Origin of the sequence: Saccharopolyspora rectivirgula DSM 43747, from assembly GCF_000497205.1 — a bacterium.
In the GTDB taxonomy this organism is placed as follows: domain Bacteria; phylum Actinomycetota; class Actinomycetes; order Mycobacteriales; family Pseudonocardiaceae; genus Saccharopolyspora; species Saccharopolyspora rectivirgula.
The window spans coordinates 1-23465 of record NZ_AYJW01000062.1 but is presented as its reverse complement, the minus strand read 5'-3'; the positions used below and the strand labels follow the sequence as shown (position 1 = coordinate 23465).

21 protein-coding genes are annotated in these 23465 nt (G+C 66.7%); 10 read left to right on the top strand and 11 right to left on the bottom strand.

The window, feature by feature from the left end; translation table 11 throughout:
• Nucleotide 1: 1 nt before the first annotated feature.
• The gene (locus SREC43747_RS0115485; RefSeq protein WP_081722627.1) at nucleotides 2–1363 is read left to right on the top strand and encodes an amino acid permease; all 1362 of its coding nucleotides are present in this window, start codon (nucleotides 2–4) and stop codon (nucleotides 1361–1363) included.
• A gap of 194 nt (nucleotides 1364–1557) precedes the next feature.
• Nucleotides 1558–2487, top strand: coding sequence for a type I pantothenate kinase (coaA, locus tag SREC43747_RS0115480; RefSeq protein ID WP_029722213.1), 930 nt, complete (start codon nucleotides 1558–1560; stop codon nucleotides 2485–2487).
• A 9-nt stretch (nucleotides 2488–2496) separates the two neighbouring features.
• Here coaA and SREC43747_RS0115475 read toward each other — a convergent pair whose 3' ends face one another.
• Nucleotides 2497–4146 carry a PucR family transcriptional regulator gene (locus SREC43747_RS0115475; RefSeq protein ID WP_081722626.1) on the bottom strand — a complete coding sequence of 550 codons (1650 nt, stop codon included), beginning with the start codon at nucleotides 4144–4146 and terminating at the stop codon, nucleotides 2497–2499.
• 158 nt (nucleotides 4147–4304) lie between these two features.
• Between SREC43747_RS0115475 and pruA the strand changes: the two genes are divergently transcribed.
• The gene (gene pruA / locus SREC43747_RS0115470) at nucleotides 4305–5933 is read left to right on the top strand and encodes an L-glutamate gamma-semialdehyde dehydrogenase (protein WP_029722211.1); all 1629 of its coding nucleotides are present in this window, start codon (nucleotides 4305–4307) and stop codon (nucleotides 5931–5933) included.
• A 105-nt stretch (nucleotides 5934–6038) separates the two neighbouring features.
• Nucleotides 6039–6968: a proline dehydrogenase family protein gene (locus SREC43747_RS0115465; RefSeq protein WP_029722210.1), complete on the top strand. Its 930-nt coding sequence runs from the start codon at nucleotides 6039–6041 to the stop codon at nucleotides 6966–6968.
• Between the two features lie 257 nt (nucleotides 6969–7225).
• Here SREC43747_RS0115465 and bla read toward each other — a convergent pair whose 3' ends face one another.
• From bla to SREC43747_RS21550, 4 genes are all read right to left on the bottom strand, one after another.
• Nucleotides 7226–8107: a class A beta-lactamase gene (gene bla / locus SREC43747_RS0115460; RefSeq protein ID WP_201768716.1), complete on the bottom strand. Its 882-nt coding sequence runs from the start codon at nucleotides 8105–8107 to the stop codon at nucleotides 7226–7228.
• Between the two features lie 408 nt (nucleotides 8108–8515).
• Nucleotides 8516–9409, bottom strand: a complete 894-nt coding sequence (locus SREC43747_RS0115455; RefSeq protein WP_029722208.1) for a universal stress protein — start codon at nucleotides 9407–9409, stop codon at nucleotides 8516–8518.
• 115 nt (nucleotides 9410–9524) lie between these two features.
• On the bottom strand, nucleotides 9525–9917 hold the full coding sequence (locus SREC43747_RS0115450) for a CBS domain-containing protein (RefSeq protein ID WP_152528436.1): 393 nt from the start codon (nucleotides 9915–9917) through the stop codon (nucleotides 9525–9527).
• A complete protein-coding gene (locus SREC43747_RS21550) occupies nucleotides 9914–10189 on the bottom strand; it encodes a hypothetical protein (RefSeq protein WP_162531413.1) in 276 nt (91 codons plus the stop codon). The genes SREC43747_RS0115450 and SREC43747_RS21550 overlap by 4 nt, the downstream gene beginning before the upstream one ends.
• On the opposite strand from SREC43747_RS21550, the gene SREC43747_RS0115445 reads away from it, so the two are divergent.
• Complete coding sequence (locus SREC43747_RS0115445) at nucleotides 10188–10559, top strand: CBS domain-containing protein (protein WP_029722217.1); 372 nt, start codon at nucleotides 10188–10190, stop codon at nucleotides 10557–10559. The two genes, SREC43747_RS21550 and SREC43747_RS0115445, sit on opposite strands and share 2 nt — an antisense overlap.
• Before the next feature lie 34 nt (nucleotides 10560–10593).
• Here SREC43747_RS0115445 and SREC43747_RS22005 read toward each other — a convergent pair whose 3' ends face one another.
• Both SREC43747_RS22005 and SREC43747_RS22000 read right to left on the bottom strand, forming a co-directional pair.
• Nucleotides 10594–11478 carry a thiamine pyrophosphate-dependent enzyme gene (locus SREC43747_RS22005; RefSeq protein ID WP_236623214.1) on the bottom strand — a complete coding sequence of 295 codons (885 nt, stop codon included), beginning with the start codon at nucleotides 11476–11478 and terminating at the stop codon, nucleotides 10594–10596.
• 82 nt (nucleotides 11479–11560) lie between these two features.
• Nucleotides 11561–11872 (bottom strand): hypothetical protein, encoded by a 312-nt coding sequence (locus tag SREC43747_RS22000; RefSeq protein ID WP_236623213.1) that lies wholly within the window; start codon nucleotides 11870–11872, stop codon nucleotides 11561–11563.
• A 20-nt stretch (nucleotides 11873–11892) separates the two neighbouring features.
• Here SREC43747_RS22000 and SREC43747_RS21995 point away from each other — a divergent pair, with 20 nt between their 5' ends.
• A complete protein-coding gene (locus tag SREC43747_RS21995) occupies nucleotides 11893–12135 on the top strand; it encodes a hypothetical protein (protein WP_029722206.1) in 243 nt (80 codons plus the stop codon).
• Nucleotides 12136–12307: 172 nt separating this feature from the next.
• Here SREC43747_RS21995 and SREC43747_RS0115430 read toward each other — a convergent pair whose 3' ends face one another.
• Together SREC43747_RS0115430 and SREC43747_RS0115425 are read right to left on the bottom strand one after the other, a co-directional pair.
• Nucleotides 12308–13930, bottom strand: a complete 1623-nt coding sequence (locus SREC43747_RS0115430) for a flavin-containing monooxygenase (RefSeq protein ID WP_029722205.1) — start codon at nucleotides 13928–13930, stop codon at nucleotides 12308–12310.
• A 39-nt stretch (nucleotides 13931–13969) separates the two neighbouring features.
• Nucleotides 13970–14896, bottom strand: coding sequence for an alpha/beta hydrolase (locus tag SREC43747_RS0115425; protein WP_029722204.1), 927 nt, complete (start codon nucleotides 14894–14896; stop codon nucleotides 13970–13972).
• Between the two features lie 334 nt (nucleotides 14897–15230).
• Between SREC43747_RS0115425 and SREC43747_RS0115420 the strand changes: the two genes are divergently transcribed.
• On the top strand, nucleotides 15231–17054 hold the full coding sequence (locus SREC43747_RS0115420; RefSeq protein ID WP_029722203.1) for a sigma-54-dependent Fis family transcriptional regulator: 1824 nt from the start codon (nucleotides 15231–15233) through the stop codon (nucleotides 17052–17054).
• Between the two features lie 52 nt (nucleotides 17055–17106).
• Here SREC43747_RS0115420 and SREC43747_RS0115415 read toward each other — a convergent pair whose 3' ends face one another.
• Nucleotides 17107–18480, bottom strand: coding sequence for an NAD-dependent succinate-semialdehyde dehydrogenase (locus tag SREC43747_RS0115415; RefSeq protein ID WP_029722202.1), 1374 nt, complete (start codon nucleotides 18478–18480; stop codon nucleotides 17107–17109).
• 190 nt (nucleotides 18481–18670) lie between these two features.
• Here SREC43747_RS0115415 and SREC43747_RS0115410 point away from each other — a divergent pair, with 190 nt between their 5' ends.
• Nucleotides 18671–19729, top strand: a complete 1059-nt coding sequence (locus SREC43747_RS0115410) for an alcohol dehydrogenase (RefSeq protein WP_029722201.1) — start codon at nucleotides 18671–18673, stop codon at nucleotides 19727–19729.
• 106 nt (nucleotides 19730–19835) lie between these two features.
• On the opposite strand, the gene SREC43747_RS0115405 is transcribed toward SREC43747_RS0115410, so the two are convergent.
• Entirely contained in the window at nucleotides 19836–20717 is an 882-nt protein-coding gene (locus SREC43747_RS0115405; RefSeq protein ID WP_029722199.1) for a manganese catalase, read from the bottom strand.
• Nucleotides 20718–21706: 989 nt separating this feature from the next.
• On the opposite strand from SREC43747_RS0115405, the gene SREC43747_RS21120 reads away from it, so the two are divergent.
• Together SREC43747_RS21120 and SREC43747_RS21115 are read left to right on the top strand one after the other, a co-directional pair.
• Nucleotides 21707–22759 (top strand): pPIWI_RE_Y domain-containing protein, encoded by a 1053-nt coding sequence (locus SREC43747_RS21120; protein WP_236623215.1) that lies wholly within the window; start codon nucleotides 21707–21709, stop codon nucleotides 22757–22759.
• The coding region (locus tag SREC43747_RS21115) for a pPIWI_RE_Z domain-containing protein (protein WP_201768715.1) at nucleotides 22756–23465 on the top strand (710 nt) is incomplete at its 3' end. The genes SREC43747_RS21120 and SREC43747_RS21115, both read left to right, overlap by 4 nt.

Below are 23465 nucleotides of genomic sequence, written 5' to 3'. Positions count from 1 at the left end.
CATCGGTTTTGTGCCCGATGCGGTCGGACAGCAGTTTCACCGCCACTCGACCGCCGAGCTCCGCAGCGGCCTCGACCGCGTCCTGGACGGTGCCGTGGCCAACGAGAAGGCCGGCCCCGGTGTGGTCCTCTCGTTCCTCATCGCCGGGATCGCCAGCGCGGCCGCCGCGTTCTCCTACGCGGAGTTCGCCGGCATGATCCCCAAGGCCGGGTCCGCCTACACGTACGGCTACGCGGTGCTCGGCGAGCTCGTCGGGTGGTTCATCGGCTGGGACCTGCTGCTGGAGTACACCGCGATCGTCGCGGTGGTGGCCATCAGCATCTCCGGCTACTTCAACGAGCTGTTGGGCTTCCTCGGCATCGACCTGCCACTGTGGATGATGGGCGCTCCGGGCACCGAGCAGGGCGCCGCCCCACCGGGCAGCTACAAGATCAACCTGATCGCCGTCCTGCTCTGCCTGCTGATCGCGTTCGTGCTCAACCAGGGGATGAAGAGCGCGGCCCGCTTCGAGAGCTTCCTGGTCTACCTCAAGGTCGCCGTGGTGCTGCTGGTGGTCGGGGTCGGCGTCTTCTTCATCAACACCGACAACTACAGCCCGTTCCTGCCGTACGGATTCGGCGGGGCGTTCACCGGTGCGGCGACCGTCTTCTTCGCCGTGTTCGGCTACGACGCCATGAGCACCGCGGCCGAGGAGTCCACCGACGCGCAGAAGCACATGCCGAAGGCGATCATCCTCTCGCTGGTCATCGCCATGGTGCTCTACACGCTGGCGTGCTTGGTGCTCACCGGCATGATCCCGTACCAGAACATCCACACCGAGAGCGCGTTCGCCAGCGCGTTCGCCGAAGTCGGCCTGCCGTTCGTCGGCGCGATCATCTCCGTGGGCGCGATCCTGGGCATCCTCACCGTGATGTTCACGTTCATGCTGGGCGTCACCCGGGTCGGCTTCGCGATGAGCCGCGACGGGCTGCTGCCGGCCTGGTTCAGCAAGACCCACCCGGTGCGCAAGGTGCCGACCCGCTTCACCTGGCTGATCGGGATCGCCTCCGCCGTGCTGGCCGGGCTGCTGCCCATCGGGGAAGCCGCTGAGCTGACCAACATCGGCATCCTGCTGGCGTTCGTCGTGGTCTGCGCCGCGATCATCGTGCTCCGCTACCGCCGGCCGGAGCTGCCGCGCAACTTCAAGTGCCCGGGCATGCCCGTGGTCCCGCTGATCGGCATCGTGTTCTCGCTGTGGCTGGTGACCTTCCTGTCGCCGCACACCTGGCTGCGCTTCGCCCTGTGGTTCCTCATCGGTTTGGTCGTCTACTTCGCCTACAGCTACCGGCACTCCAAACTGCACGAGCGGACCAACTCGGACTGATCCACAGCTACCCCTCGGCGTTGCCGACATGCGGAATTGATCAATCGGATTGTGGAACCAATTAACGATCAAGCATGTTCCATGCGTCTCAGGGTGCAATGCGTCACAGCGCTGTAACCCGAAAACGCCCTAGGGTTCACATGTCCGTCAACGATCTCCAGGGGACCAGTGGCCTCAACGCCGAGGGGTAGCTTGTGGCGCGCGTTCGCGAATTGAGCCCGTACGTCGAGTTGCACCGCGAGCAGTGGCGCGAATTGCGCAACTCGATGCCGCTCCCGCTGACCGAGGAAGAGCTCTCCAAACTGCGCGGGCTCGGCGAACAAATCGACCTCGCCGAAGTCGCCGACGTCTACCTGCCGCTCTCCCGGCTGATCAACCTCCAGGTGGCGGCTCGGCAGCAGCTCCACCAGAGCACCCGCACCTTCCTCGGGGAGAAAGCACCCCGCCACGTCCCCTTCATCATCGGCATCGCCGGCAGCGTGGCGGTCGGCAAGTCCACCACCGCGCGCATCCTGCACACGCTGCTCGCCCGGTGGCCCAACCACCCCCGCGTCGACCTGGTCACCACCGACGGCTTCCTGTACCCGAAGGCGGAACTGGTGCGCCGCGGGCTGATGCACCGCAAGGGGTTCCCGGAGAGCTACGACCGCCGGGCGCTGCTGCGGTTCGTCACCGAGGTCAAGTCCGGCGTGCCGGAAGTGGCCGCCCCGGTGTACTCGCACGTCGCCTACGACATCGTGCCGGGCGAGTACCAGATCGTCCGGCAACCCGACATCCTGATCATCGAAGGGCTCAACGTGCTCCAGCCCGGCCCGTCCTTGACGGTGTCGGACCTGTTCGACTTCTCCATCTACGTGGACGCCCACACCGAGCACATCGAGCAGTGGTACATCAACCGGTTCCTGACGCTGCGCAACACGGCCTTCACCAACCCGAACTCGCACTTCCACCACTTTGCACAGCTGTCCGACGAGGACGCGATCGCCGAGGCGCAGCACCTGTGGAAGACCATCAACGAACCCAACTTGGTGGAGAACATCCTGCCCACCCGTCCTCGCGCGACCCTGGTCCTGCGCAAGGACGTCGACCACTCGATCAACCGGGTTCGGCTGCGCAAGCTCTGAACCCGCGGCTCACCGGGAGGACAACCGGCGCAGCCTGCGGGCCAGCAGCAGCTGCAGGTGCGCGTTGAGCCGCTCGGCCGGTTCCTGGAAATCGATACCGGTCAGTTCACCGCAGCGGCGAACCCGGTAGCGCAACGTGTTCGGGTGGATGTGCAGCCGATCGCTGGCCACCCGGACGTCCCCGAACGCCTCCAGGTAGGACAGCAGGGAGCGGGCCAGTTCGGTGCTGTGCTGGGCGTCGTGCTCGAAGAGGACGGCCAGCCGGCTGTCCTGCAACCGCTCGTTGCCCTGCAGGAAGGTCACCAGTTCGCTGAGCACCACCTTGGCCCGGACGTCCGCGATGGTCGCCACGTCGACGTCCAGGTCGTGGCTCATCGCGTCCAGGATCCGGTCGGCCTCCCGGCGGGAATCGGGGACCTCCTCCAGGCTCGGCACCACGGAACCGATCCCCGCCTGCACCCGCACCCGCAGGTGGTTCCGCGCGGCGGCGACTATGTCCCGGGTGAGCCCCCTCGCCGCCACGACCGCCGAACGCATGACCAGCTCGGGCAGCAGCACGTAGATGCGCGAGCCCAGCACGGTCACCAAGGCGCTCCTGCGGTAGGCCGAGGCGTGCACCGAGACCAGGCTCTTCATCTCCTCGCGCCGCAGCTCCAGCTCGGTCTGGTCAGCCGGTTCCTCGGGTGAGCGCAGGTTGAGCGCGACCACCACCGCGGGCTTCTCCGGATCGGCGCCTATGTTGCCGGCGACCGAATCGGCGTCTATCCGACCATCCAGCAGCCCGGAGAGCAGGTTCTCCCGGAACCTGGGGCCGGCCCCGGCCTCGGTGCGCTGCCGGATCAGGTGCAGAGCGGCCACCCGGGCAGCCCCCACCAGCGCCCGTTCCGCTTGTTCGGCCAGCGGTTGCTTGCCCTCCTGCACCCATATCGCGCCCAACGGCTGGCGTCCGGCGTGGATGCCGATGGCCACCCGGCGCCTGATCCCCAGTTCGGGACGCTCTTCCACCCACACCGGTTCTTCCCCGGCCCGCAGTCGGCGGTACACCCCCCAGTCGCGCAACATCGCCAGGTACTGCTCCGGCCCTTGGCGCCCCAGAATGGAGAGCCGGCGCAGTTCGTCCACCTCGTCGTCCGAACGCGAATAGGCCAGCACCCGGCTGGCGGTGTCCTCGATGCTGACGATGCCACCGGTCATCGCCGCCACCGTCTGCGCGAGGGAGAACAGGTCCCCCAGCACTTCCCCGGTGTCGGCTCCTTGGGTGAACCGGACGTTGTCGATCGCGGCGCGCGCGAAGGACTCCAGCTGCTCCCAACGGACTTCCGGGCGCACCCCGAGCAGCGCGATCCCGCAGTCCATGGCGGCGTCCCGCAACGCGCGGGCGTCACCGTCCGAATTGACCTTCACCGCCGCGGCGGTCGCCCCGTCCCGGGCAGCGCTGCGGACCAATCGCACCGCGGCCCGGCCGCGCGCACCGATCACCAGGACGAAGTCCCCGTCGCGCGCGCTGCCGAATTCCTCTTCCGGATCGACAATGACCACGTCCCGGACCTTGACGTCGAAGCCGCGCGGAGCGGCCAGCACGTCCACCAGAGGATCCCCGACAGCGATGAGGAGCTGCCGCAATGGCACACCGGCCCTGCCGACTTCGATGTCGTCCACACCAATTCCGGGTTGTGCTCCTGAACAGTCCAACGGCCTCAACGGTATCCGATTGAACAAGCCCTGTGGCCGATCGAACTCCTAACCTCCCAACTAACAGCTCAGTGGGTCCTGCAGCACGTCCTCTCCACGTTTCTCCCTGAAGGAGGCAGAACTCCATGGACGGGATCACCGAAGTACCGGTTCCGTACAACGAACCGGTGAAGTCCTACGCTCCCGGAACCCCGGAGCGGGAATCGTTGCAGAAGCGGATCGCCGAACTCGAGGCGGAGCCGATCGAGCTCACCCAGACCATCGGCGGCGAGCAGCGCATGGCCGGCGGCGAACGGTTCGACGTCGTCCAGCCGCACGACCACCAGCACGTCCTGGGTACTGCCGCACAAGCCACCAACGAGGACGTCGCCGACGCCGTGCAGGCGGCCAAGGACGCGGCCGCCGACTGGGCCGCCACCCCGTTCGACGAGCGGGCCGCCGTGCTGCTGCGCGCCGCGGACCTGCTGGCCGGCCCGTGGCGGGACACCATCAACGCGGCCACCATCCTCGGGCAGTCCAAGTCGGTGCAGCAGGCCGAAATCGACGCGGCTTGCGAGTTCATCGACTTCCTGCGGTTCAATGTGCACTTCGCCCGCCGGATCATGGCCGAGCAGCCGCGCTCGGTCCCCGGCGAGTGGAACCGGATGGACTACCGCCCGTTGGACGGTTTCGTCACCGCCATCACGCCGTTCAACTTCACCGCCATCGCCGGCAACCTGCCCACCGCCCCCGCGCTGATGGGCAACACCGTGGTGTGGAAACCGACTCCTTCCCAGCAGTTCGCCGCCCACTTCACCATGCGGCTGCTGGAAGAGGCCGGACTTCCGCCCGGGGTCATCAACCTGGTCACCGGTGACGGCCAGGCCGTCAGCGAAGTCGCGCTGACCGACCCGGACTTCGCCGGTCTGCACTTCACCGGGTCGACCGCCACGTTCAAGAAGCTGTGGCGCACCATCGCCGAGAACCTGGACAACTACCGCAGCTATCCGCGGATCGTCGGGGAGACCGGCGGCAAGGACTTCATCGTCGCGCACCCGTCGGCGGACGCGGCGAAGCTGGCCACCGCCATGGTCCGGGGCGCTTTCGAGTACCAGGGCCAGAAGTGCTCGGCCGCGTCCCGCGCCTACGTGCCGCGTTCGCTGTGGGAAGGCGGCTTGCGCGACCAGCTCGCGGACCTGACCCGCACCATCAAGTTCGGGGACGTCACCGACTTCTCCTACTTCGGCGGCGCGGTGATCGACGCGCGGGCGTTCGCCAAGCACAAGGCGGCCCTGGAACGGGCGGCCGCGACCCCGTCGCTGGAGGTCCTGGTGGGCGGTGGCTGCGACGACTCGGTCGGCTACTTCGTCGAACCCACGGTGCTGGTGGGCACCGACCCGAAGGACGAAGCGTTCACCACCGAGTACTTCGGTCCGATCATCGCCGTTCACGTCTACGACGACGCCCAGTACTCCGAGGTCCTGGACCTGGTCGACTCCACCAGCCCGTACGGCTTGACCGGGGCGGTGTTCGCCACCGACCGCAAGGCCATCGACCTGGCGCACCGCAAGCTGCGGCACGCGGCCGGCAACTTCTACGTCAACGACAAACCGACCGGCTCGATCGTGTCCCGCCAGCCGTTCGGCGGAAGCCGGGCTTCCGGCACCAACGACAAGGCCGGTTCCTTGTTCAACCTCCAGCGGTGGACGAGTCCGCGGGCGATCAAGGAAACCTTCGACGCCCCCACCGATCACACCTATCCGCACATGGGCTGAGCTCGGTGACCGGGGGTGCCCGCGCGGCACCCCCGGTGCCGGTCCTCTCCAGCGGCCACCGCCGCACCAGCTGCCGAAGTCGGTATCCCCACAAGGAGAAGTCGTATGCTCCGCAGCGCCTTGCTCGCTGCCGCCAAGTCCCGCGGCATCCGCCGATTCGTGGAAGCGACACCGGTGACCAAACCGGTGGTGAACCGGTTCATCGCGGGAACCACCGCGCTGGACGCGGTGCGCACCGTCCGCTCGCTGGCCGAGCGGGGCATCTGCGCCACGCTGGACCACCTCGGGGAGGACGTCACCGACGCCGCGCAGGCTCGCCGAACGGTGCGGGCGTACCAGCAGCTGCTCGGCGTGCTCGCCGACCAGGGGCTCGCCGAACGGGCTGAGGTGTCGGTGAAGTTGTCGGCGGTGGGGCAGAGCCTGCCCGCTGACGGGGAGAAGGTCGCCCTGGAGAACGCCCGGACGATCTGCGAAGCCGCGGCCAGCGCCGGCACCACGGTCACCCTCGACATGGAAGACCACACCACCACCGATTCCACGCTGAGCATCTTGCGCCAGCTCCGGGTGGACTTCCCCTGGGTCGGCGCGGTGCTGCAGGCGTACTTGCGGCGCACCGAGCAGGACTGCCGGCAGTTGGCCGCGGAAGGCGCCCGGGTCCGGTTGTGCAAGGGCGCCTATCGCGAACCGGCTTCGGTGGCCTTCCCCTCGAAGTCCGAAGTGGACAAGTCCTATGTGCGCTGCTTGAAGATCCTGATGGAAGGATCCGGCTACCCCATGGTGGCGACGCACGATCCGCGGCTGCTGCGGATCGCCGGGGAACTGGCCAGGCAAGCCGGTCGCGGCCCGGACGACTTCGAATACCAAATGCTGTACGGGATCCGCCCGCAGCTGCAGCAGCAGATCGCCGACCAGGGAAACCGGATGCGGGTCTACGTCGCCTACGGCGACGAGTGGTACGGCTACTTCATGCGCCGCCTCGCCGAACGTCCGGCCAACCTCGGATTCTTCGCCCGTTCCCTGCTGCGCAAGAGCTGACCGGTTCGCCCACCAGCAGCAGATTTCCGCATTTCCGCCGGATCACCAGCGCGCAGCAGCGGTTCCGCCGGGAATTCCGACACGCCAATCGGATCTCGGCGGTCCTCCTCATCGATCTCCGGAAACCTCCTGGAACCGCCCCGCTCGCTGGGTGAAAACCGAGCCCTTCGTCCCGAAGAGGACAGCGGATTCCATCACCGCCAGCGGGAAGCGCGCCCGGACGCGCGAAGGGGTCCGGCGCGTCCGGGCGCACCTGCTCACCGCAGGAGTTCGAACACGACCGCCGCGGCCCGGGCGATGAGGGCGTCCTCGTAGTCGGCGTCCTCGGCTTCCCGGTCGGACAGCACCGCCAGCACGATGGGCGCCCGCTCCGGCGGCCAGACGACAGCGATGTCGTTGCGGGTGCCGTGAGAAGCCGCCCCCGTCTTGTCCCCGACCTGCCACCCGGCCGGGGCGCTGGCGCGGATGAGGGCGTCACCGGTGGTGTTGGTCCGCAGCATCTCGTTGAGGACCGCGCGCTTGTCGGCCGGCAGGACGTCGTCGACCGCGTAGGCCCGGAGGCTCGTCGCTAGCGCCCGCGGGGTGCTGGTGTCCCTGGGATCGCCGGGCGCGGTCTCGTTGAGGTCGGTCTCGAACCGGTCCGCTCGGGTGGTCGTGTCACCGATGCGGCGCAGCGCGGCGGTGAACCCGTCCGGTCCACCGAGCTCGCGGAGCAGGAGGTTCCCGGCGGTGTTGTCGCTGTGGCGGATCGCGGCGGCGATCACTTCGCGCAGCGGCATACCGCTGTCGACGTGCTTCTCGGTGATCGGGGAGTAGGTCACCAGGTCGTCGCGGCTGTAGGTGATCGTTCTGTCCAACTCCTCGAGGGAGTTCCGCCGCAGCAGCTCGCCCGCGGCCAACGCCTTGAAGGTGGAGGCGTGGGCGAACCGCTCGTCGGCCCGGTAGGCGACCTCCCGGCCGGTGGCCGTGTCCACCGCGTACACCCCCAGGCGGGCGTCGAAATCGCGTTCGAGCCGGCTGAACTCCTCCCGCGCGTCGAGGGTCCCGGCGCTCGAAGCGCTTTCGGGACCGCTGCAGCCGGTCAGGGCGAGGATGGTGACGAACGCGAGCAGCGCACGCCAGATGCGCGGTGGGAGCACGGGTTCCCCTTCGAGGTCCACGGCCTTGCGGCCCGGTCGGCGCGGAGCCTGCTGGCACCGGCCGACCGCTTCACGATCACGCGGAGTCTACTGCAGCCCGTTCTCGTCCCCACCCCGGCAAATCGAGATCTCTCCGCCGGTGTCCCCTCAGCGGGGATCCTGCGTTCCGCCGCCGGGTGCTCCTCGCGGGGCGCGGCGGCCGGAGAGGAACGGGAACACCACCCACCTGCGCGGCGATGCTGACCTGCACGGCCAAGCACCCCGGGGAAGCCGTCCCGAGCACGGCCGCGGCGAGCAGCCACGGCCCACGCCCGCACTCCGCCCGCGGCGGCCAGCGTCGGCACCACCTCTCCTCCCGGTCGCCACGCCTCTCCCCTCCACCGCTGCCCGGCTGCGGAGCCGCCGACTTCAACTGGTCCGGACCACGGCCACCGGGCACGGCGCCCTGGTCACCGCGGCATGGCTGACCGAACCGAGGAAGGTGCGGTGCACCCGGCCGCGGCCGTGGCTGCCCACGACGAGCAAACGCGCGTCACCGGACGCCTCGAGCAGGGTTTGCGCGGGCTTCTCGGGGGTGACCACGCAGTGCACCTCCACGTCGGGATAGCGCTGGACCCACCCGGCCAGGGAGCTGTCCAGCACCGCGCGGGCGTCGTTCATGAGCTCGTCGCCCGACAGCTCCCAGTTCCGCATCCGGTCCAGCAACTCCCGCGGCAGATCGCTCCAGGTGTGCACGGCCCGCACCGGGCACCGGTGCCGGGAGGCGAAGTCGAACGCGAAACCGATGACCGGTGGGCTCGCTTGGGATCCGTCGATGCCGACCACCACCGGGGCCGAACCGGAGATCCGCCGGTCCGCCTTCTGCCTGACCACCACGAGCGGAGCACCACCCCGGCGGGCGAGCAGATCAGCGGCGGTGGAGCCGAGGACCCCGCTCTCCCTGCCGAGCAGCGGGCCGCCCAGCACGAGTTCCGCGGCGTCCAGCGCCAACCGCCCCAGCACTTCGGCAGGGTCCCCGAGGGGAAGGGCGCTGCGCACCTCCAGGTCCACCTCGGACCGGCAGTCCGCGGTCAGCTCGTCGAGCTCCCGCTGCAGCATCCGCTGGAGCGGGCCGAGCAGGGTTTCCTCCCCCGGCAACAGCGCCTTGGGGTGGTGGTCGGCAGGCCAGTTCAACACGTGCACCAGCAGCAGCGGCCGGTGCTGGCTGGCGGCTTCCGCCGCGGCCCACCGGACCGCGCGGCGGGAACGCTCCGAGCGGTCGAACCCGACCACCACGGCACCGCTGCTGGTCAGCGCCTGCATCCTGTCCCCCTGCCCGCCATGACGCACCCATGGTGGACCGGTCGACGGGAAATCGCAGGAAACCGCTGGTCCAGTAGGCGCTGCTCGATCTTCCGCGCAGCGCACCGGACGCGGGCTATCCGGCCAGGTCGTGGAGCAGGTCGGTGGTGCTGAGCAGCCCGCAGACCTCCTCGCCGCGCACCACCAGCACGGCGGCGGAGCGGGTGGCCAGGGCGCGCCGCGCCGCGGTTTCCGCGGGCTCGTCGGCCCCCACCCGCAGCACCGGTGCCGAGCACAACTCCCCCACGGGGACGTCGAGCTGCTCGTGCCAATCGGCGACCCCGCGCACCAGTTCCGCGGCGCTGACCACCCCGGTCACCTCTCCACCGGCGAGCACGGCGAGGTGGCGCACCCCGCGCCGGTACATCCGGTGCAGGGCGGAGAGCGCGTCCACGTCTGCTGCTGCCGCGGTGACCGGCGTGCTGGCCAGCTCGCCGACGCGGCGGGAACCGGATGTCGAACCGCTCATGTCCACCCCCCGGTGCGAAGCACGCGTGCTGCGGTCGTCCCGGCGGCGCAACGGGTACCGAGCGCTCGGGGCAGCGCTCCACCACCGGGTTCCCGCGCGCGGCGGACGTCATCCCACCCGCTCGGCTTGCCGTGCGCGGCGGCCCTCGATTGGCCACCGTGGAGGGAGCGCGGCGTCACCGCGTATCCCGGCGGATCGTTGCGCTGCTCCCGCTCCAGCACCGCGCTGGACCAGTGGGTGGCGCGGGTGCTCAGCAGGTTCGGAGGAGTCATGAGAGTTGCGGAAGTCTTCCACCCCGGCATGTTGTCCTGCGCCGCCACCAATTCGCTGGAAGCCGCGGCGGCGAAGATGAACTCCGCTCGGGTCGGGGCGTTGGCGGTGCTCGACGGGGACCAGGTCGTCGGCATCCTGTCCGAGCGGGACGTCGTCCGGGCGGTGGCCGAGCAGGCGGACCTGCGCACCACCACAGCGGTGCAGTTCTGCTCCCGGCAGGTCGAGACCGCGGCGCCGGACGAGGACACGCGGAGCGTGGCGCGCCGAATGCTCGACGCCGGGATCCGCCACCTCCCGGTCAGGGAAGGCACCGCGATCACCGGGATCGTGTCGATGCGCGACCTGCTGGCCGTGGAGACGTGGCTCTGAGCGGAGTGATCCGCGCATCGACGCCCGTGGGGGATCAAACGCTTCCCCTGCCCTTCAGCAGGTACTCCTTCGCTGACCACCGACCAGGCCTTCGAATCCCCTTGGGCAGGGAATTTGCCACCTTCTCCAGCTGGTCGAGGTCCGCTCGCGGCGGGATCGGCGGCACCGCCGGATCGGCGATGAACTCCAGCACGCGCGGCCGCTCGGTCGCGAGGGCTCTCCGCCAGGCGTCGCCCACCTGGGCGGGATCGTCGCTCCACTCCGCCCGCAGCCCCAGCTGCCCCGCCATGGCCGCGTGGTCGACCTGCGGGATGCGCTGCGACGGGATGAACTGCGGCGCACCGCTCATCGCCCGCATCTCCCAGGTGACCTGGTTCAGGTCACCGTTGTTGAGCACCGCGACGACGCCCCGCGGATCGCTCTGCTCCCTCCAGTGCTGCGCCAGGGTGATCAGCTCGTTGATGCCGTTCATCTGCATGGCTCCGTCGCCGACGAGCGCGATCACCGGGCGGCCGGGGTGTGCGAACTTCGCTCCCGTCGCGTAGGGCATCCCAAGCCCCATCATCGCCAGCGTTCCCGACAGGGAGACCCGCATGCCGCTGCGGATCTTCAAGTTCCGGGCGTACCAGTTGGCCACCGAACCGGAATCGGAGGTCAGGATCGCGTTGTCGGGGAGCTGCGGGGAGAGCTCGTGGAACACCAGTTCCGGGTTGACCGGGTCGGCGGTAACGTGGGCCCGGCGCTGCAGGACCGCCCACCAGTCGCGCACGTTGCGCTCCACGTCTTCCCGCCAGGTGCAGTCCTGCCCGCGGTGCAGCAGCGGCAGCAGGGCGCGCAAGGTCGACTCGGCATCACCGAGCAAGTTGACCTCGAAGGGGTAGCGCATCCCGATGCGGTTGGGGTCGACATCGATCTGCACCCCGCGGGCCTGCCTGAATTCAGGGAGGAATTAGCTGTAGGGGAAGCTCGACCCGATCGCAACAGCGTGTCGCAGTCGCGCATCAGCTGGTAGGACGGCTTGGTCCCCAGCAGCCCAGCGGCCCGGTGGCGAACGGGAGGTCGTCGGGCGGCACGTCCTCGCTGAGCAAGGCCTTCGCTACGCCCGCGTTGAGCACTTCCGCTGCCCGGTGCGGGCTCGCCTCGTCCGGCACCACCGCGGGCTCGGACGTGCCAACGCTGAAGGGCACCACCTTGAACTCGTGCTTCGGCGGCATGCACGGCGAGGCCTGCGCGTCGCTGGGCATGACCACCGCCGTCACAGTCCTGTGCGCTTGCGCGGTGCGCATCGCCCGGTCCAGCGCGTTTTCCGGCATCCCAGGCGGCCAGCAAACCGTTGATCCAGCAAATCGTCGATACCGTCTCCGCCGTAGGCGAAGACGTGCTCGACTCCCCACTCTCGCAAGCGGAACAGCACCCGGCCAGCCACCAACTCCGCCACTGCAGCACCTCCTCGCCCGAGATCCCCACCACCGCGCACCGCGTCAGCTGGGATCTCGGGCTGCTCGAACCTTCGACGCCAGGGGCTTCCGGTGACGACCTCCTCCGCAGGCCCTACCCGGAAATCGACCATGATTGACCCGGCGGCACTGCAGGAGTTCGCACGAGGAGGTGCGGCGGAACGCGTTCGCCTCTGTTCACACCGGGACGGAGCTTCCCCGCCGGGGATTCAGGACAGCGCAGTCCGGCACCGGGAAACGGGCTTGCGGCGCACTTCCACAAGCCCGTTCAGCGCTCTCGGAGCAGGAAGCTCAGGCACTGACCAGCGACGGTGAGCTGAACGTGAAGCCGGAGTAGCCGCTGTTCTTCTCCTTGGCGAGCTCTTCCCGGTACGCCCGAAGACCGGCCATGTAGAACAGCACGGTTTTGCTCCTGCCGGGAGTGTTGGCCCCGAAGATCCACGACGCGGCTTTCGAGAACACCGTGGCGTCCGCGATCTCCTTGCAGTGCTGTGCCCACCGGTTCTCGGCGTCCTCCGTGGCCTCGACGGCCACCGAGTCGCGATTGCCAGCGTCGGAGATCAACTCTGCGATGAACTCGACTTGGGTTTCGATGCTCGGCGGCAGGTTGGTGAACGGCCCGTGCGGCCCCAGGATCATGAACATGTTCGGGAATTTCGCGGTGGTGACGCCCAGGTAGCTCGTCGGACCGTTCGACCAGTGGTCCTGGATCCGCGTGCCGCCGCGGCCGCGGAGATCCATCTTCAGGTAATTGCCATCCACCGCTTCGAACCCCGTGGCGAAGATCAGCACGTCCAGTTCGTGCTCGACACCGTCCTCGGTGCGCACGCCCTTCGGCGTGATCTCGGCTATCGGGTTCTCCTTGATGTCGACGAGGCTGACGTTGTCACGGTTGAAGGTCTCGTAGTACCCCTTGGAGCACAGCGGTCGCCGCGCGTAGGGCTCGGTGGGGGTCAATTTCCGCGCCGTCTCCGGGTCCTCGACGATCTCCGCGATCTTCGACCGGATGAAGGTCGCCGCTGCCTCGTTGGCCTCCGGATCGGTCGCGATGTCGGAGAAGGTGCCGAACATGAACCGGAATCCGCCACCGGTGTCCCAGGCCCACTGGAACACCCGCTGGCGTTCTTCTTCCGACACGCTCATGGCCGGCGTGGTGCTCTCCTCGAAACCGAACGCGACCATCGAGTTCTTCACGTCGTGCCAGATCTTGTCGTAATTGGCCTTGACGCGGGCGACTTCCTCTTCGCTCACCGGTCCGTCACCGACCGGCACCGCGTACTGCGGCGTGCGCTGGAAGACCACCAGGTGCTCGACCTCGGGCGCCACGGCGGTGATGACCTGCTGACCGGTAGAGCCGGTGCCGATGATTCCGACCCGCTTGCCCGCGAGTTCGAGCCCCTCCGGCCAGGCACCGGTGTGCACGAGCTCGCCTTCGAAGGTGTCTCTCCCCTTGATGTCGGGAAAGTTGGTCTTGGACAGCAGTCCGAGCGCGGTGACGAGGTAGCGGCAGGTGAAACGCTCGCCCACGTCCGTGGGGATGTGCCAGGTTCCCGTCAGCTCGTCGTAGTGCGCGGCCTCCACGGCGGTATTCAGCTGGATGTCGCGGGAGAGGTCGTAGCGCTCGACGACGTGCTCCAGGTAGGCCAAGATTTCCGGCTGCTTCAGGTATTTCGTCTTCCAGTTCCACTCCTGGAGCAGTTCTTCGTCGAACGAGTAGCGGTAGACGAAGCTCTCGGTGTCCGACAGCGCACCGGGGTAACGGTTCCAGTACCACGTTCCGCCGACCCCACCGGCTTTGTCGAATCCGCGCACCGTCAACCCCATCTCGTTGCGCAACTTGTGCATCATGTAGATGCCGCCGAAGCCCATTCCCACGACGATGGCGTCGAAGTCGGTGTTGTGCTTGCTGGTCACGGGAAACTCCTTCATTTCACGGTCTGCGCAACGGATGGGTCAACCGCGGTACCACCGGGCGATGGCTTGGATTTCGTCGTCGGCTTTCGAATCCCTACCTGCCAGGAACGGGAACACGTGCTGCATTCCGTTCACAACGGACAGAGTTACGTCTACACCTGATTTCCTCGCCCGCTCGGCAACTCGGGTAGCATTGTCCAAAAGAGACTCTTCGGATCCGGCATTGACGTAGAGCCTCGGAAAACCGGTGAAGTCCGCGTGGAGAGGATTGGCCAGCGGGTTCGTGGGAGACACCGAATCGCCCAGAACACCAGCTATCATGCCCTCGAGCAGCCCCTGAGTGATGAGCGCATCGGTGGCGTCGTTGGCGATCAGGGTTTCCCCCTTGTTCTCCATGTCCAGCCAGGGCGAGAAAGCGATGACGCTCCCGGGCAGAGGTTCGCCCTGCTCGCGCAAGGCGAGCGGAATCGCGATCGCGAGGTTGCCTCCCGCAGAGTCCCCGATGGTCGTGATGTCGGCGGGTTGGATGCCCCGGTCGAGCAGCGCGGTGAACACCGCAACCCCGTCCTCGATCTGCGCGGGATGGGGGTGTTCGGGAGCGCGCCGGTAGTCGAGGACGAACGCGGTGACGCCGAGCGCCTTGGCGACGTGCCCGGCGAGCTTGCGGTGGCTGGCCGCAGAGCCCACGGCGAAACCACCACCATGGGTGAAGATCAGGACTTTCGCCCGGTCCGCCCCGATCGGCAGCGCCCAGATGCCGGGCCCCCCGCCGATCACCTCTTCCGCGTAGGTGACGTCCTCCGGTTCGACGGTCGGCTGGTGCCACTCGTCGAAGAGGCTGCGCAGAAGCCGAGTCGTCAGCCCCGGTGTGCTGGCCATGATCTCGGACCAGTCCTGGTACAGGTTCCGGAGCGCGTCCGCTCTCGCGGTGGACGCTGATTCCGCCTTTTGCAAAGAGATCTCCATTGCGACTCCATGAAGTGGCCGTGCGGAGCCAGAGGCGCGCCGGTGGTTGGGATCCGATCGAACGCGGTCCTGTGAGGTGCCACTCACTTTCGGCCGCAGCTGCGGGTGACGGATGTACCGATTTGGAACAGCTGGTGTTCCGGAACGGAACACAATCCGCAGACGGAAGCGACTAATACGTTTTTCGTCTCAAGCAGGAATTGATCCGGTAGTTCACTTTCCCTTAGCTGTTCGGCACAATTCCGGGAAGCGCTGTTGCGAAGGCGGAGAGCAACCGTATGCCCACGCATTGCGATCAATGGTGACCGCGCCCGTGGCGGGGAGGTAGCACGCCATGACCAGCCAGCTCATCGATTGGACCGCTGATTCGGTGCCCGATCCCGAGTCACTGCGGCAGGCCAAACAACGCCTGACGGACGCGGGCCTACTCGCACTGCCCGCCACGCTTCCCGGAGTCCCCGGCGTGATCGAGCGCAGCTGGCGCCGGTGCGTCAGCGAGTCGGTGCCGATACAACGGACGGAGCCCCCTTACCGCGAAGACTTCGATCCCTCGACTCGACTTCTCGACGCCGCAGCACCAGTGATCAACCGGATCGCCGAGCAGCTCGGCGACATGCCCGTGGCCATGTTCCTCACCGATGCGACAGGGCACATCGTGCTGCGCAAGGCCACCGAACCCAGGCAGCGGGCCATGTTGGACAACGCCTACGCCGCGGAGGGTTTCTACTTCTCCGAATCCGCGGTCGGAACCAACGCGCTGGGCACGGTCGTCGAAGAACGCCGCCCCGTCGTAGTGCGGGGATGCGAGCACTACAACGAAGCCCTCGAGCAACTCACGTGCGCGGGCACACCGATCTTCCAACCGTTCACCCGCAAGCTCGTCGGCCCCTTCTCCCTGGCTTCGCCCGCCAAGGACGCAACACCGCTGATGTGCGCGGTGACCAACGACATCGGCAAGCAGATCGAGAGCAACCTGACCGAGCGCATGAGGACCAGAGAACGAGCGCTCATCAACTCGTACCTGCTGGCTGACCAGAACTCCGGCGTCCCCGTGATCGTGCTCAACGAGCGGACAGCGTTCGCCAACACCGCCGGTCTGCCGTACCTGAGCGCGACCACCCACGCCTTGCTGTGGCGCCACGTGCGCGAACACGGCGCCACCGGGCGGCGGCGAATGAGCGTGCCGCTGGAGAAAGGCTGGTACCCGGCTCACGTCGAGCGGATAGACGACAGCGGTGGCACCTGGCCGGCGTACTGCGTCCGGTTGGCCTGCCGTGAAGCGGAGGTGGATGCTGCGCCTCGCCGGCGCGTGATGGTCAGGCCTCGGGAGGGCGCCCGGGAACCGCTGCACCCGCTAGCGCAGATCACCAGGCAGCTCGAGGAAGTCGCCCAGCACCGCGAGGCCCTGGCCCTCGACGGCGGTCCGGGAACTGGCAAGCTGCACACCGCGCTGACCTTCCTGCGAACCTGCTTCGAGGTCTCCGACCCGTTGGTGATCGACTTCTCCACAGTGCGGCTGGGGAACGACCAGCACTGGTTCCAATCCGCGCGTTCAGCCGCGAAGACCGGCCGCGGTCTTGTCCTCCGCCACGTCGACCAGACGACAACCGCCGACGCGCGCCAGATCACGGCACTGGCAGAGCAGACCCGTCCGACACCGAGTGGCGGGGCAACCGCTCCGCCGCTGGTGCTGACGGTGGACCTGAACGGCGCGGCCGACCACGTGCACGCACTGGTGGCGAGACTGGCGACCGCAGTGCGGCTGCCGGCGCTGCCGGAAATGCCCCAGGAGATCCCGGCGCTGGTGAAGCGGATGCTGGCGGAAGTCCCCGGTGCCTGCCGGAGCACCACGTTCTCGTCCGAAGCGCTGCAGCTGCTGCTGAACTGGTCGTGGCCCGGCAACCTGGCCGAGCTGCGGCAGTTGGTCAATCAGCTCTCGCAGCGCAAAGCGGGCCGGGTGGTCCTCCCAGCCGACCTGCCGGACCGGATGCACGCGCGCCCGGGACGGCGGATGAGCCTGATGGAAAGCGCGGAGCGCGACACGATCGTCGAAGCGCTTCGGCGTTGCGGGGGCAACCGCAGCCAGGCCGCTCAGGCGTTGGGCATCGGTCGGACGACGCTCTACCGGAAGATCCGGCACTACCGCATCGACATCTGAAAGCGGTGGTGCTCGCCGCGCGCGGAACCACTGAGCGCGCGACGAGCTCCCGTCACGGAATGCGGATCAGCTTCTTGTTGGCGAACTCCTCGACACCGAACCTGGCCAGTTCGCGCCCCACACCGGACCGCTTCACCCCGCCGAAGGGCAGATCAGGAGCGCTTCGGCTGATGCCGTTGAGCCACACCATTCCGGTTTCGAGCTGCTCGGCCACAGCCCTGGCTTGGGCGATGTCCGCGCCGAACACGGAAGCCCCCAGTCCGTAGGGCGAGTCGTTCGCCAGCGTGATGGCCTCTTCCACGGAGTCCACCCGGTGCACCACAGCGACGGGACCGAACAGTTCTTCCCGATAGGCCCTCATGCTCGGGGTGACCCCGGTGAGCACGGTTGGTTCGTAGAACGCGCCCGGCCCGTCCAGTCGCTTGCCCCCGGTGCGCAGCACCGCCCCGCTGCGCACCGCATCGTCGACGAGCTCGGCGATTTCGTCCACAGCGGACTGCGAGCACAGCGGCCCGAACGTGGTCTCGGGGTCGGTCGGATCACCGGGTCGCACCGCCGCCATCGCGGGGACGAACGCTTCGAGGAACGCCTCGTAGGTGTCGCCGACGACAATGATCCGCTTTGACGCGGTGCACGCCTGACCGCCGTTGTACATTCGCCCGTTGACGGCCGCGCGAACAGTATGGTCGAGATCGACGCCGTCCAACACCACGAACGGATCGGAACCGCCCAGTTCCAGCACGTACTTCTTGAGGTGCCGGCCGGCGACCTCGGCGACGGCAGAGCCCGCTCGCTCGGAACCGGTCAGCGACACCCCGCGAACCCGATCGTCCGCCAGGATGTTCGCCACCTGCCCGCTGGTGATGAACAGGTTCCGGTACGTCCCGTCAGGCAAGCCCGCCTGTCTCGCGATCTCCTCCATGGCGAGCGCGGCCTGCGGACAGTTGCGCGCGTGCTTGAGCAGGATCGTATTGCCCAACAACAAGTTCGGAGCGGCGAAGCGGGCCACCTGGTAGTACGGGAAGTTCCACGGCATGATGCCGAGCAGCGGCCCGATCGGCTCGGTGCTCACGAACGCCTCGCCGGCGCCGGCAATCTCCAGCCGCTCGTCGGCCAAGAAGCGCTCACCGTTGTCCGCGTAGTAGTCGTAGATCGACGCCACCAGCTGGACTTCAGCTCTGGCCTGAGTGATGGGCTTACCCATTTCCAGCGTGATGGTCGCGGCCAATTCGTCCTGCCGCTCGCGGTAGAGCTCGGCGATCCGGGCCAGCAGTTCGATCCGCTTGACGAGCTTCGTGGCACGCCAGCGCCCGTACGCGTCGAACGCTGCGGAGATCGCTTCCTCGACCTCGGCGTCGGAGATGACCTGGTATTCGCGCACCAGTTCACCGGTCACTGGATTGGTGGTCTTGTAGCTGCTGCCCACTGCTCGGTCCTCGTTCGCGACGTGAGAGATTCCGGCCGCGGCGTTCCGCGGTTTCCCGACCTCCGACAGCCTGCGCCGGTCGAGCCCGTGACGACTGTTCCGATCTGGAACACAGCACGACCAGGGCTGCTTGGCAGCATCGTCGCCATCACCGAGCCGGTCAGCTTGTGCAGCGAGACGAGGAAGAGCTATGCGTGCGTTCGCCGTGGTAGAGGGAAGCACCTCGATCGTCGACATCGAAGTGCCAACACCGGTCCCGGAGGGCAGCCAGGTGTTGTTGCGGGTGATCCACTCCGGCGTGTGCCACACCGACACCCACCTCCGGCAGGGCTACTACGACCTCGGCAGCCGGGGCGAGCTCCGGCTGGTCGACCGGGGCATCAGCTACCCGCTGGTCATGGGGCACGAGGTGGTGGGCGTGGTCGAACAGGTCGGCCCGGACGTCACCACCTCCTCCCCCGGACAAACGCGGCTGGTATACCCGTGGATCGGCTGCGGCGAGTGCCGGCAGTGCGAGAACGGCCAGGACAACCACTGCGCCGCGGGACGGAACTTGGGGGTGGCCGCGCACGGCGGCTACGCAGATCACATCCTGGTGCCCGACGAGAAGTACCTGATCGACATCGAGGGGCTCGATCCGGCCTGGGCAGCCACCCTGGCGTGCTCCGGGTTGACCGCTTACAGCGCGGTCAACAAGGTTCTGCCGCTGTTACCGGAGGAGCCGGTGGCGGTGGTCGGCGCGGGAGGCGTCGGGCTCACCGCCGTGGCCACGCTGCGCGCGCTGGGCCACGAGGCGATCTGCGCCGTCGATCTCAGCGAGGAGAACTTGCGCGTCGCCGGGAGGATCGGTGCTTCGGAGATCGTTCGCAGCGACGGCGGCGACTTCAGCGGGCGCCTAGTGGAGGCGTGCGGCGAACCGGTAGCGGCGGTCATCGACTTCGTGAACAACAGCGGCACGGCGGCAGCTTCCTACTCCGCCCTGCGCAAGGCGGGGAAGCTGGTGCAGGTCGGGCTGTTCGGCGGTGAATTGACCATGGCGACCGTGCTGAACGCGCTGAAGATGCTGACCGTGCAGGGCAGCTTCGTGGGCTCCCCAGACGAGCTGCGCCAACTGGTCTCCCTGGCGAAGCAGGACCTGATCCCGACCATTCCGATCATCCGGGAACCGCTGACCGCGGAATCGGTGGCCGCCAGTCTCGACCGCCTGTCCCGAGGAGGCGTGGCCGGACGCATCGTGCTGCAGGCGTGACAACAGTCTGAAGCGCGCAGGACGCCCACCGCTTTCGGCAACGCTGCCCGGCCGGGCCCGGCTGCCGCGCGGGACGCCGGGCCCGGCCGCGTGCGGTGCTGGGCGGCTATTCCTTCTTCATCTTGTCCTGAGCGGTTCCGGCCGCTTTCTCCATCGGGTTGGGCAGTTCTGTGGTGCCGTAGAACCGGGCGTCCGGGTGCGTGGGCGGCGGCATGGGCGCGGTCGTCGTCGGCCCCTCGTGGTAGCTGAACTCCCCGTGCCCGTCCGGAGTCGGGCCGGACGCCCAGCTGCCTTCCGAGGCGTGTTGGCCGTCGCTGAAGTTCAGGTACTGGTACGAGACTTCCCGGTGCTCGTTGCTCAGCGGGAAGTTGCTCGGCGTCGGGAGTTCCTCGACCCCCTGTTCCCGGAGCTCGGCCGCGGCGGCCAACCACTGGTTCTGGTGCATGGTGTCCCGGGCGAGCAGGAACGACAGCAGATCGCGGACGCCTTTGTCGTCGGTCATGTGGTAGAGCCGGGCGACCTGGACGCGTCCCTGCATTTCCGCGTTGGCGTTGGAGGTGAAGTCCGCGAGCAGGTTCCCGCTGGCGGTGATGTAGCTGCCTTGCCAGGGATTGCCCATGCTGTCGACCGGGCGAGCGCCCGCACCGGCCACGATCGCGTGCTGCAGGTCGGTACCGCCGATGACCGCGGCCACGGCCGGATCGGACTGCACCGCCTCGTCGGTGATGCCCACCGGTGCCTTCTCCAACAGCTGGGCGATCATGGTGGCCAGCATCTCGACGTGCCCGAATTCTTCAGCGCCGATGCCGAACAGCAGATCGCGGTACTTGCCCGGGATGTGGATGTTCCAGCCCTGGAACAGGTACTGCATCGCCACCGTGATCTCGCCGTACTGCCCGCCGAGCACTTCCTGCAGTTTGCGGGCGAAGACGGCATCCGGTTCGTCCGGTACAGCCTTGAACTGCAGCTCCTGCCGATGGAAGAACATGGAATCCCCCCTGTGCGCAACCCTGTTTCCGGAGCAGCGCCCGCGACTCGTTCTGGCCGCCCGAACCCGTCGTGCGCGGACCCGCTGTGGCAGCCGAGCGCTCGGCAACTGCCGCCGGGCGGGCCGCTCGTTGTGCTCATCAGCTGCATCTCCCCCAGCAGCCGCTGCTCCCACCGTGAGCGTATGTCTCCCCGCGGGGCGCTGCACGATTAGCCGAATTCCGTTGATGTGCTTCCGCTTTCCGAACACAGGAGCGGACATCCCTCGAACACATCCCACCAATGTGGACGAAGTATTCGGGGAACTCGCATAAGACAGCTCGAATACGACCGGAACCCACTTGCGTCGAGCGACTACTGCTTCGAACTTCTGGGCGCCTGGCAGTGAATTAGCTACCTGACTGGCCTCGAACCTCGAGCACGACGTTGCGAAAACCGGATTTCTGTTAGCTCGCTGTGGGTATGTGCTGCTGGAGAGCCAGGCGGCGACTCGTCTGACACAACCTCACAGCATCGGTCAAGATTCCGCGCCGATCGGTAGTAACTGGTACGCCAGCCCTGCTTCGTGCTCACCGCAACTCATGGACCAGCAAGCATGCACAGGAGCAAGTACTCAGCCAGTACCACACGTAGCATCTCGTGACCTGCCAAGCAGCAAAAGCCTTGGGCAGCCGCTCCACCAACACAGGCTTCACCTGCTGCCATCTGGGGCAAGCATCGGCTTCCACGTCGCCACTCCTTTTACCTATCTAGCGTCATCGCCGGCAGATTGAAAACTCCGAGCACCGAGTGCATTAGCCTCCACTCCAAATAACCCTTATAGGTGAAAAATTTAGTTATTTAGTGTGACATAAGCGCGTGCCCGACTTTTGTTGTCAGGGGCCACCTCTAGGTTGCGCCCTCGTGACGAGACAAGCTCCGACGAAGACAGGAAAAGAATCTTCCGAAACCCCCCCTTGGCCATCGGAATGGGACGTGGTGGTTCTCGGAATGCTAGCCAGTGGATTCGTGGAGCTCTCTCAAGAGCTAGAGAGCCGGAAAGCTTTCCCCGTGCCCTACCCGGTCTCTTTACAACGTGGCCTGGATCGTTTGGGCGCAATGGCCAGCACAGTAGGCGCAGAAGCCCCACGAAGTGTGATGGAGCTGACCTCTTGGGCCCACCGCCCATTCGCACAGTGGCCGTTTCGTCCTCACGTGGAAGGCATGAGTGGTGATGAGGTGCTGCTGATCGATGGTCGACCAAGCAAAGCTTGCTTGGAATGGGCAGTGCTCAGCAATGATGTTGAAGGAGAAATTCGCGAGCGGTTAGTAATTCATGGCGTATTTGACGGATGCAAGGCTAGAGACGACCGGGATACTTACGTGCGTTTTCGCCGACTGCTAGTGGATCGACCAGCAATGTCAGAGCGAGAACTAGCCCTGACGATAGCTAAGCCAGAGTACTCGCCACTCTCAGAGTACCTTCGTACAGCCTATCGTCCAGCTCCAGCAGAGGCACTGATCTCAGGCGAAGCGGTCGTGTGCGGCGGATGCGGTCATTTGTGGACACTCGACAGTCAAGGGATTCAACGGTGTCACGAATGGGATTGCCCTGATCCGACCAGCGTGAAAGAACGACTACCTGCAGCCGAGGGTGTTCTGTGGCTGAACAGGGAACTGCGCATGTCTGTGTCCGGCCCGGGCCGCTCTGAGCTGCGAATCGCCAAGAAACTCGAGCACGCAGGGTTGGACGTCCTTCTGTGGCCGGATTTTGATGTGTGCGATGTCTTTCCGGTGCAGGTGCCGTGGGCAGCCGATGTGAAGTCTTGGTCGAATCCAGTGCGGCTTGCCCACCGGCTGATGAAGCGACCGTTCATCCTTCCAAATTGGGCTGAACGTGGCTTCATAGTGATCGCTGAGGAGCAAACCAAGGGACGGCCGGAGTATATCCGAGCATTGCGCAATCACTGTGCGTGGCTGAAGCAGCAGTCCCGTATCGAAGCCGTGACCGAGAAGACTTACGTCAGCCGTGTACTCAAAGCTTTTCGAAAGGGTAAAGCGTGAGAGATAGCCGCTGGTGGAAGGCCGAACTCGCCAAAGAGTTACTGCGCGACTGGCCAGATGGGGCGCAACGGAGCGCGTTTCGCCTCCTTGAAGTTGAGCTCGTGCTGCACCTGGCCGAACGGGTGGCCCCCAACCATCCAGCAAAGGACGCATGGGCATTGCTCAGCGGATACCCATTCCTACTCACTAGCCAGCAATCACTCTTAGTGGACCATGCCACCATGCTAGGTGCCGCCCGGCATTTAGTGCTGTGGTTTAAAGATCAGTATGACTGGCACGAAGCTCTGCGCAATTATCAGCGTTTTCCGGAACACGTTCGCGGCTACGAAGTTGACCTTGCGCTGGGTACGGCGCAGCGCCGTGTGCCCTCAGCACTGCCGGATCGGTTCGATGAATACGAAAAAATCCTGACACATCCTCCGAGGGATGCGACCAGTTCAATCACGATCGCCACTCCAGGAAGGTATTTCAACCAGGCACCACGAGAGACCAGCGTGACGATCCCGGAATGGTTTCCCGCTGCGACCAACGATGGAGGCCATGATGTGGCGGTACGTCAAGACCGCACGCCTCTTCGGATTGAGTGGTCGGATCTTGTTGCTGCCGCGAGCTGGGGTGATGAACAAGAAAAACGTATTGGCATCCCTGAAGAGAAGCGATCGAAGTGGGGCGAGCGCTTGGAGCGAATCAAGTTGAAGATTCGCCA

What these genes read in the sequence shown, in the direction of transcription:
- pruA (WP_029722211.1), top strand. Translation starts at nt 4,305, where the DNA reads ATGGACGGGATCACCGAAGTACCGGTTCCGTACAACGAACCGGTGAAG.
- SREC43747_RS0115465 (WP_029722210.1), top strand. Translation starts at nt 6,039, where the DNA reads ATGCTCCGCAGCGCCTTGCTCGCTGCCGCCAAGTCCCGCGGCATCCGC.
- SREC43747_RS0115455 (WP_029722208.1), bottom strand. Translation starts at nt 9,409, where the DNA reads ATGCAGGCGCTGACCAGCAGCGGTGCCGTGGTGGTCGGGTTCGACCGC.
- SREC43747_RS0115450 (WP_152528436.1), bottom strand. Translation starts at nt 9,917, where the DNA reads ATGAGCGGTTCGACATCCGGTTCCCGCCGCGTCGGCGAGCTGGCCAGC.
- SREC43747_RS0115445 (WP_029722217.1), top strand. Translation starts at nt 10,188, where the DNA reads ATGAGAGTTGCGGAAGTCTTCCACCCCGGCATGTTGTCCTGCGCCGCC.
- SREC43747_RS21550 (WP_162531413.1), bottom strand. Translation starts at nt 10,189, where the DNA reads ATGACTCCTCCGAACCTGCTGAGCACCCGCGCCACCCACTGGTCCAGC.
- SREC43747_RS22000 (WP_236623213.1), bottom strand. Translation starts at nt 11,872, where the DNA reads ATGCCGGAAAACGCGCTGGACCGGGCGATGCGCACCGCGCAAGCGCAC.
- SREC43747_RS0115425 (WP_029722204.1), bottom strand. Translation starts at nt 14,896, where the DNA reads ATGGAGATCTCTTTGCAAAAGGCGGAATCAGCGTCCACCGCGAGAGCG.
- SREC43747_RS0115420 (WP_029722203.1), top strand. Translation starts at nt 15,231, where the DNA reads ATGACCAGCCAGCTCATCGATTGGACCGCTGATTCGGTGCCCGATCCC.
- SREC43747_RS0115410 (WP_029722201.1), top strand. Translation starts at nt 18,671, where the DNA reads ATGCGTGCGTTCGCCGTGGTAGAGGGAAGCACCTCGATCGTCGACATC.
- SREC43747_RS0115405 (WP_029722199.1), bottom strand. Translation starts at nt 20,717, where the DNA reads ATGTTCTTCCATCGGCAGGAGCTGCAGTTCAAGGCTGTACCGGACGAA.
- SREC43747_RS21120 (WP_236623215.1), top strand. Translation starts at nt 21,707, where the DNA reads ATGCTAGCCAGTGGATTCGTGGAGCTCTCTCAAGAGCTAGAGAGCCGG.